General features: G+C 35.4%; 11 protein-coding genes and 1 rRNA gene. 7 read left to right on the top strand and 5 right to left on the bottom strand.

From position 1 onward, the window contains the following. Positions 1-3: 3 nt before the first annotated feature. The 5 genes from mnmE to rpmH form a co-directional block, all read right to left on the bottom strand. Positions 4-1,380, bottom strand: a complete 1,377-nt coding sequence (mnmE, locus tag ACUXEY_RS13860; protein WP_087959069.1) for a tRNA uridine-5-carboxymethylaminomethyl(34) synthesis GTPase MnmE — start codon at positions 1,378-1,380, stop codon at positions 4-6. 226 nt (positions 1,381-1,606) lie between these two features. Beyond that, positions 1,607-2,224, bottom strand: coding sequence for an RNA-binding cell elongation regulator Jag/EloR (jag, locus tag ACUXEY_RS13855; protein WP_166704364.1), 618 nt, complete (start codon positions 2,222-2,224; stop codon positions 1,607-1,609). Continuing rightward, entirely contained in the window at positions 2,221-2,988 is a 768-nt protein-coding gene (spoIIIJ, locus tag ACUXEY_RS13850; protein ID WP_048527919.1) for a YidC family membrane integrase SpoIIIJ, read from the bottom strand. Before spoIIIJ ends, jag begins: the two co-directional genes overlap by 4 nt. 52 nt (positions 2,989-3,040) lie before the next feature. Next, entirely contained in the window at positions 3,041-3,388 is a 348-nt protein-coding gene (gene rnpA / locus ACUXEY_RS13845; protein ID WP_048527918.1) for a ribonuclease P protein component, read from the bottom strand. 76 nt (positions 3,389-3,464) lie between these two features. Beyond that, entirely contained in the window at positions 3,465-3,599 is a 135-nt protein-coding gene (gene rpmH, locus ACUXEY_RS13840; RefSeq protein ID WP_000831901.1) for a 50S ribosomal protein L34, read from the bottom strand. Between the two features lie 565 nt (positions 3,600-4,164). Between rpmH and dnaA the strand changes: the two genes are divergently transcribed. The 7 genes from dnaA to ACUXEY_RS13805 all read left to right on the top strand — a co-directional run. Beyond that, positions 4,165-5,505 carry a chromosomal replication initiator protein DnaA gene (gene dnaA / locus ACUXEY_RS13835; protein ID WP_048527917.1) on the top strand — a complete coding sequence of 447 codons (1,341 nt, stop codon included), beginning with the start codon at positions 4,165-4,167 and terminating at the stop codon, positions 5,503-5,505. 178 nt (positions 5,506-5,683) lie between these two features. Continuing rightward, complete coding sequence (gene dnaN / locus ACUXEY_RS13830) at positions 5,684-6,823, top strand: DNA polymerase III subunit beta (protein ID WP_166704363.1); 1,140 nt, start codon at positions 5,684-5,686, stop codon at positions 6,821-6,823. 127 nt (positions 6,824-6,950) lie between these two features. Next, positions 6,951-7,163 (top strand): S4 domain-containing protein YaaA, encoded by a 213-nt coding sequence (yaaA, locus tag ACUXEY_RS13825; protein ID WP_166704362.1) that lies wholly within the window; start codon positions 6,951-6,953, stop codon positions 7,161-7,163. 12 nt (positions 7,164-7,175) lie between these two features. Further along, a complete protein-coding gene (gene recF / locus ACUXEY_RS13820) occupies positions 7,176-8,303 on the top strand; it encodes a DNA replication/repair protein RecF (protein WP_166704361.1) in 1,128 nt (375 codons plus the stop codon). A gap of 38 nt (positions 8,304-8,341) precedes the next feature. Next, positions 8,342-10,264 carry a DNA topoisomerase (ATP-hydrolyzing) subunit B gene (gene gyrB / locus ACUXEY_RS13815; protein ID WP_088098613.1) on the top strand — a complete coding sequence of 641 codons (1,923 nt, stop codon included), beginning with the start codon at positions 8,342-8,344 and terminating at the stop codon, positions 10,262-10,264. A gap of 88 nt (positions 10,265-10,352) precedes the next feature. Next, positions 10,353-12,824, top strand: a complete 2,472-nt coding sequence (gene gyrA / locus ACUXEY_RS13810) for a DNA gyrase subunit A (protein ID WP_166704360.1) — start codon at positions 10,353-10,355, stop codon at positions 12,822-12,824. Between the two features lie 243 nt (positions 12,825-13,067). After that, positions 13,068-13,138: ribosomal RNA gene (locus ACUXEY_RS13805) — 16S ribosomal RNA — on the top strand; the annotation flags it as partial.

The following is a 13,138-nucleotide window of genomic DNA, read 5'->3' as shown; positions in this document are numbered from 1 at the left end:
ATATTATTTTCCTAAACAAAATTGAGAGAACAACTGGTCAATTAGGCTTTCATGAACTGTATCACCAGTAATTTCACCAAGTATTTCCCACGTTCTTGTTAAATCAATTTGCACCATATCAATTGGAACACCATTTTCTATCGCTTCAATTGCATCTCCAATTGTTTTTCCTGCTTGTGTTAATAATCCAATATGTCTTGCGTTAGAAACATATGTTACATCTGCAGAATCAATTGTTCCTTCAAAGAATAAATCAGCAATTGCTTTTTCAAGCTCATCTATTCCTTGTTCCTCAATTAAAGACGTTGTAATAACACGATTTCCCGCTGCCAATTCTGTAACACGTTCCATATCAATTACTTGCGATAAATCAGTCTTATTTACAATAACAATAAAATCTTTTCCTTGTACGGCACGGAATAGATCTTCATCTTCATTCGTTAAAGCTTCGCTATAATTAACGACAACTAACACTAAATCAGCTTGACTCATCATTTCTTTTGAACGCTCTACGCCAATTCGTTCCACAACATCCTCTGTTTCACGAATTCCGGCTGTATCTATAAGTTTAAGTGGTACACCACGCACATTAACGTACTCTTCAATAACATCACGAGTTGTTCCTGCAATATCAGTTACAATTGCTTTTTTCTCCTGAACGAGACTATTTAATAGCGATGATTTCCCAACGTTAGGTCTACCAATGATTGCAGTAGCAATACCTTCACGTAAAATCTTTCCTTGCTTCGATGTTTCTAATATTTTTGCAATTTCAGCACGAACATGTGTAGCTTTTTCAATTAAAATATTATGTGTCATTTCTTCCACATCATCATATTCCGGGTAATCTATATTTACCTCAACATGAGCTAATGTTTCTAATATGTCCTGACGCAGACGACCAATTAATTTAGATAATCGCCCTTCCATTTGATTAATCGCTACGTTCATTGCACGATCTGTTTTGGCGCGGATTAAATCCATAACTGCTTCTGCTTGTGATAAATCAATACGTCCATTTAAAAAAGCACGTTTTGTAAATTCACCAGGCTCCGCTAATCGTACCCCCTGCGCTAAAATAAGCTGCAATACTTTATTTACCGAAACAAGGCCGCCGTGACAGTTAATTTCTACTATATTTTCACGTGTAAAAGTCCTTGGTGCACGCATAATAGACACCATCACTTCTTCAATAACCTGATTTGTATCTAAATCAACGATATGACCATAATGAATTGTGTGAGAAGGAACCTCTGTTAAATCCTTCCCTTTAAAAATACGATTAACTTTTTCAACCGCATCATCCCCACTTACTCGAACAATGGCAATTGCACCCTCTCCAAGCGCTGTGGAAATCGCGGCAATTGTATCAAATTCCATGTCCTTTCACCTCACTTGCTTATTTATCTCTATTTCAACATGATTATTTTCTTCACTAAATTATTAGAATACCATAACGAACCTATCTACAAAAGAATAATAACTCATTTTATTATGTCCTCATGTAAAAAACACTAAACTTATTCACAGTGGATAAGTTTAGTGTTTTTTAGTTATCCACATCCATTTTCCCCTCAAAAAAACCGGCACTCAATTGAGTAACCGGTCACTTGGAAGATATTACAACATGTCGATGTGGTTCTTTTCCTTCAGAAGTTGTAATGATATTTTGATGATTAGATAATGCTTGATGGATAATCTTTCGTTCAAAAGATGGCATAGGCTCCAATACAACTCTTTTTTTCGTACTTACTACTTGTTTTGCTAATCGATAAGAAAGTGCTTCTAACGTACCTTTTCTTTTACTACGATAATTTTCAGCATCTAGTGTGATACCAATATACTGTTTCGTATTACGATTCGCCACAAGTTTTGTTAAATACTGTAAAGAATTCAAGGTGTTCCCTCTTTTTCCAATTAAAACACCTATATTTTCGCCAGAAATTGTAAATTCTATTTCGCGTCCTTTTACAATTTTACTAATCTCAGCTTCCACACCCATATCGTGAATAACATTTTTTAAATATTCTTCACATTCTTGAATCGGATCCTTCTTCAATACAACTTCTACTACTGCAGGACGATTCCCAAATAAACCTAAGAATCCTCTTTTACCCTCATCGATAATATTTATATCTACTCGGTCTTTTGAAACATTTAGTTGTCTTAAAGCATCTTGTACTGCCAGCTCGACTGTTTGTCCTTTAGCAGTAATTACACTCACTTGCTTGATCCTCCTGCCTTACTAGCCTTAATTTCTGGCCCCTTGATCAAGTACATTTGAGCGATACCAAAGATATTACCAACAACCCAGTAAAGTGATAATGCAGCTGGGAAGTTAATTGCAAAGATTAGAATCATGATTGGCATTAACCAAAGCATCATTGCCATTTGCGGATTTTGACCAGCTGTTCCTGCCATTGCAAGCTTTTGTTGAATAAATGTCGTAATTGCTGCAACAACCGGTAGGATATAGAACGGATCTGCCTGTCCTAAGTCGAACCATAAGAATGTATGCTTACTAATTTCTGATGTTCTCATAATCGCATGGTAAAACGCGAATAAAATAGGCATCTGAACAAAGATTGGTAAACATCCTGCTAATGGATTTACACCATTTTTTTGATATAACTGCATCATTTCTTGTTGTAGTTTTTGCTGTGTTGCTTGATCTTTAGAACTATATTTCTCTTTTAACTTCACCATTTCTGGTTGTAACGCCTGCATTGCTTTCGTACTCTTCGTTTGTTTAATCATTAATGGTAATAATGCAAAACGAATGATAAGAGTTGTAACAACGATTGCTAAACCGTAATTACTACCAAATAAGTTGGCAAAATACGTAATTAACTGAGAAAGCGGGTATACGAAATATTCATTCCAAATTCCAGTACTTTTCGGTGTAATCGGCTGATTAACTTCACTACAGCCCGTAGCAATTGCCATTAATGCAATAACCATGGCTAGTAAACCTATTTTCTTTTTCAAAGCCTGCTCCTCCTTGTTTCGGTATGTATATAGTGTAATTCATTTCCTTACGCTACTTTTTTATTCTTTTCATACCAGAGCGTTTAAAGACATGAATTAAGCTTTTCTTTACTTCTTCATATGTCATCTCTGCACAAGGCTTCCTTGCTATTATAACAAAATCTTTTCCAGAATCTATCTCATCTTTTAATTCTGTGATCGACTGGCGAATCATACGTTTAATTCGGTTACGCATTACTGCATTTCCTATTTTCTTGCTGACAGAAAGGCCAATACGAAAGTTTGGCTGTTCTTCTTTATCTAGTTGATAGACAACAAACTGACGATTCGCATTCGATTTTCCTTTTTGAAAAACCGTCTGGAATTCATCATTCTTTTTTATACGATGTTTTTTCTTCATATCAATTGACACTCCTGTAGTTCATCAGCGGAAATTCACTATTATTAGAAAAAAAGACCACTGAACGATCAGTGGTCTACGCAGATAATACTTTTCTTCCTTTACGACGACGAGCTGCTAGCACTTTACGTCCGTTCGCTGTGCTCATACGGCTGCGGAAACCATGTACTTTGCTGCGCTTACGTTTATTTGGTTGGTAAGTTCTTTTCATTATATGACACCTCCCTGAGGAATATCTGTTAAAGACAGTCTTATAAATTATAGTTAATCAACTAGGAAAATGTCAATGGTTCTAGAAATTTTCATTAAATATTCATTTTGAACCTATTCACATACTTTTTCACAGACCCTATATTTCCTTGTGGATAAATGTTTTTTCTTGTTTTTTATATCCACAAACTCTTTTCACACTTTTACACAGTATATCGTGTTGTGGACAAGTTTATTCCACAAGGTATTGATTTTGTGGATAACTTTCTTAATTTCATTGCTATAGCTACTTTTTTTTGATATTATAGTTGTGTTTTCACTTTGAATAAGTTTTCCACATCTTTATCTTATCCACAATTTGTGTATAACATGTGGACAGTTTTAATCACATGTGGGTAAATGATTATCCACATTTGCTTTTTTTGTCGAAAACCCTATCTCATATACAAACGACGTTTTTAGGTTTTAAAATACGTTTCGTATAAATATACATTTTATATTTATTTAGGTTGTACATTTGTTGCGCAACCTTATTCTTTTACCATCTTAGTAAAGGAGGGACACCTTTGGAAAACATCTCTGATTTATGGAACAGTGCCTTAAAAGAACTAGAAAAAAAGGTCAGTAAACCAAGTTATGAAACATGGTTAAAGTCAACAACCGCACATAACTTAAAGAAAGACGTATTAACAATTACGGCTCCAAATGAATTTGCTCGTGATTGGTTAGAATCTCACTATTCAGAGCTAATTTCGGAAACACTTTATGATTTAACAGGGGCAAAATTAGCTATTCGCTTTATTATTCCCCAAAGTCAAGCTGAAGAGGAGATTGATCTTCCTCCTGCTAAACCAAATTCAGGACAAGACGATTCTAATCATTTACCACAGAGTATGCTAAACCCAAAGTATACATTTGATACATTTGTTATTGGCTCTGGTAACCGTTTTGCTCACGCTGCTTCATTGGCCGTAGCCGAAGCACCAGCTAAAGCATATAATCCCCTCTTTATTTACGGGGGCGTTGGACTTGGAAAGACCCATTTAATGCATGCAATTGGTCATTATGTAATTGAACATAATCCAAACGCGAAAGTTGTATATTTATCATCAGAAAAATTTACGAATGAATTCATTAATTCTATTCGTGATAATAAAGCGGTCGATTTTCGTAATAAATACCGTAATGTAGATGTTTTATTGATAGATGATATTCAATTTTTAGCAGGAAAAGAACAAACTCAAGAAGAGTTTTTCCATACATTCAATGCATTACACGAAGAAAGTAAACAAATTGTAATTTCCAGTGATCGGCCACCAAAAGAAATTCCAACTTTAGAAGATCGTCTTCGTTCTCGCTTTGAATGGGGACTTATTACGGATATTACGCCACCAGATTTAGAAACACGAATTGCAATTTTACGTAAAAAAGCAAAGGCTGAAGGACTTGATATACCAAATGAAGTCATGCTGTATATCGCAAATCAAATTGATTCAAACATTCGTGAACTAGAAGGTGCACTCATCCGAGTGGTAGCTTATTCATCTTTAATTAACAAAGATATTAATGCTGATTTAGCAGCTGAAGCACTTAAAGATATTATTCCAAATTCTAAACCAAAAATTATCTCTATTTATGATATCCAAAAAGCTGTCGGAGATGTTTACCAAGTAAAATTGGAAGATTTCAAGGCGAAAAAGCGAACAAAATCAGTTGCCTTCCCTCGCCAAATTGCAATGTATTTATCACGCGAACTGACAGACTCCTCCTTACCTAAAATAGGTGAAGAATTTGGTGGACGTGATCATACAACAGTTATCCATGCCCATGAAAAAATTTCTAAGCTGCTTAAAACGGATACGCAATTACAAAAGCAAGTTGAAGAAATTAACGATATTTTAAAGTAGTAGCTGAATAGTGTGAATAACTTTCCTTGTTTTACGCACAGTCTATCCACATGTAGATAGACTGTTTTTACATGTCTCATCAGAGTTATCCACATATCCACAAGCCCTATTACTATTACTACTATTTTTTATCTTTATTAATTAAATAAAATCTTATACTTACCGGAGGTTTTTCTTTATGCGTTTTTCAATACAAAAAGACTATCTTGTAAGAAGTGTGCAAGATGTAATGAAGGCTGTTTCTTCTCGTACAACAATCCCGATCCTTACAGGGATTAAAGTTGTCGCTACAGAAGAAGGCGTTACGTTAACAGGAAGCGATGCTGATATTTCTATCGAATCATTTATCCCAGTCGAAGAGGATGGAAAAGAAATCGTAGAAGTAGCACAATCAGGAAGTATTGTTTTACAAGCAAAATATTTTAGTGAGATTGTAAAAAAATTACCTAAAGAGACTGTCGAAATTTCTGTGGAAAATCATTTTATGACAAAAATAACTTCTGGAAAATCGGAGTTTAATTTAAACGGTTTAGATTCTGCTGAATATCCGTTGTTACCACAAATTGAAGAACATCATGTTTTTAAAGTTCCAACAGATTTACTGAAACATATGATCAGACAAACTGTATTTGCAGTTTCCACTTCTGAAACAAGACCAATCTTGACAGGTGTAAACTGGAAAGTATATAACAGCGAACTAACTTGCATTGCTACAGATAGTCACAGGTTAGCTCTTCGAAAAGCAAAAATTGAAGGTATTGTAGATGAATTCCAAGCAAATGTTGTTATTCCAGGAAAAAGCTTAAATGAATTAAGCAAAATTCTAGATGAGTCTGAAGAAATGGTAGATATCGTTATTACGGAGTATCAAGTATTATTCCGTACAAAGCATTTATTATTCTTCTCAAGATTGCTAGAAGGAAATTATCCTGATACAACTCGTTTAATTCCAGCCGAAAGTAAAACAGATATTTTTGTAAATACAAAAGAATTTTTACAAGCAATTGATCGTGCATCTCTATTAGCAAGAGATGGCCGTAATAATGTTGTGAAATTATCAACTTTAGAACAGGAAATGCTAGAAATTTCTTCGAATTCACCAGAAATCGGAAAAGTAGTAGAAGAGGTTCAATGTGAAAAAGTAGATGGGGAAGAGTTAAAAATATCTTTTAGTGCAAAATATATGATGGATGCACTAAAAGCCTTAGATAGTACTGAAATTAAAATTAGCTTTACTGGCGCAATGAGACCATTCTTAATTCGTACAGTAAATGATGAGTCCATTATTCAATTAATTTTACCAGTTCGTACTTACTAAGTAAGAAGTAAGGGTTGCTAGTTTTCAGATGCTAGTAGCCCTTATTTGATTTTTGGGTATTACTTTCCTAATGTTAGTTTATTTAGTACAATGAAAGAATGAACACTTTCAGAAAGTGAGCGATTTTATGAAACGTATTAAAATTTCAACAGAGTATATTACACTAGGACAATTTTTAAAGTTAGCCGATGTAATTGATACAGGTGGCGCTGTAAAATGGTTTTTACAAGAATATGAAGTTTACGTGAATCAAGAACTTGAAAATAGAAGAGGTCGCAAATTATATGCGAACGATATTATTGAAATACCGGGAAGCGGAAGTTTCCAAGTTCATGCATAAAGGGGGAGCCCTTTGTTTATTTCAGAAATACAATTAAAAAACTATCGCAATTATGAAAAGTTAGAGCTTTCCTTTGAAGATAAAGTGAATGTGATTATCGGTGAAAACGCACAAGGGAAAACGAATTTGATGGAAGCTATTTATGTTTTAGCGATGGCGAAATCTCATAGAACCTCTAATGATCGTGATCTTATCCGTTGGGATGAAGATTTCGGTCAAATTAAAGGGAAATTACAAAAGAGAAGTAGTTCTTTGTCTTTGGAATTAAATATTTCGAAAAAAGGTAAAAAGGCAAAATTAAACCAACTTGAACAACAAAAATTGAGTCAATATATTGGCATGATGAATGTTGTCATGTTTGCCCCAGAAGATTTAAATCTTGTAAAAGGAAGCCCTCAAGTAAGAAGACGCTTTTTAGATATGGAATTAGGACAAATAGCTCCAGTCTATTTGTATGAATTGAGTCAATATCAAAAGGTGCTCACGCAACGAAATCACTTGCTGAAAAAGATGCAAGGGAATAGTAAGAATGAGGAAACGATGTTGGATGTATTTACACTTCAACTTATTGAGCATGGTGCAAAAATATTGCAAAAACGGTTTGAATTTTTGCATTTACTACAAGAATGGGCCGCTCCGATTCATCGCGGTATAAGCCGTGGATTAGAAGAATTAGAAATTGTCTATAAACCAAGTGTAGATGTATCAGAATCAATGGATTTGTCGAAAATAAAAGAAGTATACTATGAAAGTTTTCAATCTGTGAAACAGCGTGAAATTTTCCGTGGTACGACTTTAATTGGTCCTCATCGTGATGATTTACAATTCTTCGTTAATAGTAAAAATGTTCAAGTCTTTGGTTCGCAAGGACAACAACGAACGACCGCACTGTCCCTAAAATTAGCTGAAATTGAATTGATTTACTCAGAAGTTAAGGAATATCCGATTCTTTTATTGGATGATGTATTATCAGAATTAGATGATTATCGTCAATCGCATCTGTTAAATACAATTCAAGGAAAAGTGCAAACATTTGTGACAACGACGAGTGTCGACGGAATTGAACACGAAACATTAAAAGAAGCGAAAACAATTCATGTAACGAACGGCACGGTAGATTGTGAAATAGATAGGGCGTAATCCCTGTTTAAATGGAAAAGTAGGTGATCTTTGTGTCAATGGAACAAAAACAAATGGAAGAAAATTCGTATGATGAAAGTCAGATACAGGTACTTGAAGGACTAGAAGCAGTTCGAAAACGCCCTGGAATGTATATTGGATCGACAAGTGGAAAAGGACTCCACCATCTTGTGTGGGAAATTGTCGATAATAGTATTGATGAAGCACTTGCAGGGTATTGTGATGAAATTAACGTTAGTATCGAAGAAGATAATAGTATTCTTGTAACGGATAATGGACGTGGTATTCCAGTTGGTATACAAGAAAAAATGGGACGTCCTGCAGTAGAAGTAATTATGACTGTCCTTCACGCTGGAGGTAAATTTGGCGGTGGTGGTTATAAAGTTTCTGGTGGTTTGCATGGTGTTGGTGCATCTGTTGTAAATGCCTTATCAACAGAATTAGAAGTATTTGTACATCGTGATGGGAAAATCCATTACCAAAAGTATGAAAGAGGTATTCCAGTTGCAGATTTAAAAGTCATCGGTGATACAGATAAAACGGGAACAATCACTCGCTTTAAGCCGGATCCAGAGATTTTTAAAGAGACGACAGAATATGAATTTGATACGCTAGCGACTCGTATGCGTGAGCTGGCATTTTTAAATCGTAATATTAAATTAACAATTGAAGATAAGCGTGAACATAAACAAAAGAAAGAGTTTCACTATGAAGGTGGAATTAAGTCATATGTTGAACATTTAAATCGTTCAAAACAACCAATTCATGAAGAACCTGTATACGTAGAAGGTTCAAAAGATGGTATTCAGGTTGAAGTTGCGCTTCAATATAACGAAGGATATACAAATCATATTTACTCATTTACAAATAATATTCATACGTACGAAGGTGGTACACATGAGGTAGGATTTAAAACTGCCCTAACACGTGTGATCAACGATTATGGTCGTAAAAATAATATTTTAAAAGATGCGGATAGCAATTTAACTGGTGAAGATGTTCGTGAAGGTTTAACAGCAATTGTGTCAATTAAACATCCGAATCCACAATTCGAAGGACAAACGAAGACGAAACTTGGGAATAGCGAAGCAAGAACAATTACAGAGTCAGTATTCTCAGAGGCATTTGAAAAGTTCTTGCTAGAAAATCCCAATGTTGCACGCAAAATTATAGATAAGGGTACGATGGCAGCACGTGCGCGTGTAGCAGCTAAAAAGGCTCGTGAGTTAACTCGCCGAAAGAGTGCTTTAGAAGTTTCAAGTTTACCAGGTAAATTGGCAGATTGTTCTTCTAAAGATCCAGCAATTAGTGAAATTTATATCGTAGAGGGTGACTCTGCGGGCGGATCTGCAAAACAAGGGCGCGATCGTCATTTCCAAGCGATTTTACCGCTGAAGGGTAAAATTATTAATGTTGAAAAGGCACGCTTAGATAAGATTTTATCAAATGATGAAGTTCGTACAATTATTACGGCGATCGGTACAAATATCGGTGGAGACTTCGACATCGAAAAAGCACGCTATCATAAAGTTATTATTATGACCGATGCCGATGTTGATGGTGCACATATTCGTACCCTATTATTAACGTTCTTCTATCGTTATATGCGTCAAATAATTGAGTGTGGTTATATATATATCGCACAACCACCGTTGTTTAAAGTACAACAAGGTAAGAAAATTCAATATGCTTATAATGATAAAGAACTTGAAAAAATCTTAGCGGAATTACCAGCACAACCTAAGCCAGGAATTCAGCGTTATAAAGGTCTAGGGGAAATGAATCCAACTCAGTTATGGGAGACGACAATGGACCCAGAAGTACGTTCATTACTTCAAGTTTCTCTTCAAGATGCAATTGAAGCAGATGAAACATTCGAAATTTTAATGGGGGATAAAGTAGAGCCACGTCGTAACTTTATCCAAGAAAATGCAAAATACGTTAAAAACCTTGATATTTAAATGAGTAATGACAGGAATCTGAGTATTCCTGTCTTCTACATATAAATCAATGTATGTGTAACGGAAATGTAAGAGGAGGTGCTCGTTGATGTCAGACAATCAACAACAAGCACGAATTCGAGAAATTAATATTAGCCATGAAATGCGTACCTCATTTTTAGATTACGCAATGAGTGTTATCGTATCTCGTGCATTACCAGATGTTCGTGATGGATTAAAACCTGTGCATCGTAGGGTTCTATATGCGATGAATGATTTAGGAATTACGGCTGATAAAGCGTATAAAAAATCAGCACGTATTGTTGGTGAAGTAATTGGTAAGTATCACCCGCATGGTGATTCAGCTGTTTATGAAACGATGGTACGTATGGCCCAAGATTTCAGTCAGCGTTATATGCTTGTTGATGGGCATGGTAACTTTGGATCTGTTGATGGAGATTCAGCGGCAGCAATGCGTTATACAGAAGCAAGAATGTCTAAGATTTCTATGGAATTAATACGTGATATTTCAAAAAATACAATTGATTATCAAGATAACTATGATGGTTCTGAAAGAGAGCCGATTGTATTGCCAGCGCGTTTCCCTAACTTACTAGTAAACGGTACGACAGGAATTGCGGTTGGTATGGCAACGAATATTCCGCCGCATCAACTTGGCGAAGTAATTGATGGTGTATTGGCATTAAGTCATAATCCTGATATTACTATTGCAGAATTAATGGAGTGCATTCCGGGACCAGATTTCCCAACAGCAGGCTTAATTTTAGGAAGAAGTGGTATTCGTAGAGCGTATGAAACAGGACGCGGTTCTATTATACTTCGCGCTAAAGTTGAAATTGAAGAGAAATCAAATGGCAAACAATCTATTATCGTAACGGAACTACCTTATCAAGTGAATAAGGCGCGATTAATTGAAAAGATCGCAGAATTAGTTCGCGATAAGAAAATTGAAGGCATTACAGATTTACGTGATGAATCAGATCGAAATGGTATGCGTATTGTTATGGAAGTACGTCGTGATGCCAATGCCAATGTACTATTAAATAATTTATATAAACATACAGCACTTCAAACAAGTTTCGGTATTAATATGCTGTCTCTTGTAAACGGAGAGCCGCAAGTACTGAACTTAAAACAAAATTTATATCATTACTTGGAACATCAAAAGGTAGTAATTCGTAGACGTACTGCGTATGAACTAGAAAAAGCAGAAGCGCGTGCTCATATTTTAGAAGGGTTACGAATTGCCTTAGACCATCTTGATGAAGTTATTACGTTAATTCGTAGTTCGAAAACAGCGGAAATTGCAAAGCAAGGTTTAATGGAACGTTTCGGCTTAAGTGAAAAACAAGCGCAAGCTATTTTAGATATGCGTCTGCAACGCTTAACAGGATTAGAACGCGAAAAAATCGAACAAGAATATCAAGACTTAATGAAGTTAATTGCTGAATTAAAAGCAATCTTAGCGGATGAAGAAAAGGTTCTTGAGATTATTCGTGAAGAATTAACAGAAGTAAAAGAGCGCTTTAATGATAAGAGACGCACAGAAATTACAATTGGTGGTATGGAGTCTATTGAAGATGAAGACTTGATTCCAGAACAAAACATCGCTATTACGTTAACTCATAATGGTTATATTAAGAGGTTACCAGCTTCTACGTACAAAACACAGAACCGTGGTGGACGTGGTGTACAAGGAATGGGAACAAATGATGATGATTTCGTAGAGCATTTATTAACTACTTCTACACATGATCATATCCTATTCTTCACTAATAAGGGTAAAGTATACCGTACGAAAGGATATGAAATCCCAGAGTATAGCCGTACAGCAAAAGGTATACCTATTATTAACCTATTAGGTGTAGATAAGGGTGAATGGATTAACGCCATTATTCCAATTCGTGAATTTGGTGACGATGAATTCTTATTCTTCACAACAAAACAAGGTATCTCTAAGAGAACGCCACTCTCATCATTTGCAAATATACGTACAAACGGTTTAATTGCAATCTCTCTTCGTGAAGAGGATGAAGTAATATCTGTACGTTTAACATCTGGTGATAAAGATATTATTGTAGGAACAAGCAATGGTATGTTAATTCGCTTTAACGAGCAAGATGTGCGTTCTATGGGACGTAATGCGGCTGGTGTAAAAGCAATTACATTAGGTGACGAAGATCAAGTTGTAGGTATGGAAATTGTCGAAGAGGATGTAAATGTTTTAATTGTAACGAAGAATGGTTACGGAAAACGTACACCGATTGATGAATATCGCTTGCAAAGCCGTGGTGGTAAAGGTCTGAAGACTTGTAATATTACAGATAAAAACGGTAAATTAGTAGCTGTTAAATCTGTAACAGGTGAAGAAGATATCATGTTAATTACAGCAGCAGGTGTTATTATTCGTATGCCAGTTGATCAAATCTCTCAAATGGGACGTAATACACAAGGTGTTCGTCTAATTCGATTAGAGGATGAGCAAGAGGTAGCGACAGTAGCAAAAGCACAAAAAGATGATGAGGAAGAAACGAACGAAGAGGTTTCTTCAGAAGAATAAGAGGGGGGATATCTCCCCTCTTTATTTTTTTATAATAATACTTGCATAGGGAAGAGAAAGTCTATATAATAGGCAGAGTCAGCAAATGAGAGATACAAGTTATCGAAAAAAACTTGTTGACGAAAATAATATACTATGATATATTATAAAAGTCGCTGAAACGCGATGTTGAACTTTGAAAACTAAACGAAACAAACAACGTGAAACGTCAATTTTTATTTTTAGATGCTAGACAAACTAACTTTATTGGAGAGTTTGATCCTGGCTCAGGATGAACGCTGGCGGCGTGCCTAATACATGCAAGTCGAGCGAAT

The organism is Bacillus sp. F9_6S_D1_P_5 (genome assembly GCF_054823925.1).
The sequence above is the reverse complement of the archived record's forward strand: the minus strand, read 5'-3'. Positions and strand labels throughout refer to the sequence as shown.

What these genes read in the sequence shown, in the direction of transcription:
- mnmE (WP_087959069.1), bottom strand. Translation starts at nt 1,380, where the DNA reads ATGGAATTTGATACAATTGCCGCGATTTCCACAGCGCTTGGAGAGGGT.
- rnpA (WP_048527918.1), bottom strand. Translation starts at nt 3,388, where the DNA reads ATGAAGAAAAAACATCGTATAAAAAAGAATGATGAATTCCAGACGGTT.
- rpmH (WP_000831901.1), bottom strand. Translation starts at nt 3,599, where the DNA reads ATGAAAAGAACTTACCAACCAAATAAACGTAAGCGCAGCAAAGTACAT.
- dnaN (WP_166704363.1), top strand. Translation starts at nt 5,684, where the DNA reads ATGCGTTTTTCAATACAAAAAGACTATCTTGTAAGAAGTGTGCAAGAT.
- yaaA (WP_166704362.1), top strand. Translation starts at nt 6,951, where the DNA reads ATGAAACGTATTAAAATTTCAACAGAGTATATTACACTAGGACAATTT.
- gyrB (WP_088098613.1), top strand. Translation starts at nt 8,342, where the DNA reads ATGGAACAAAAACAAATGGAAGAAAATTCGTATGATGAAAGTCAGATA.
- gyrA (WP_166704360.1), top strand. Translation starts at nt 10,353, where the DNA reads ATGTCAGACAATCAACAACAAGCACGAATTCGAGAAATTAATATTAGC.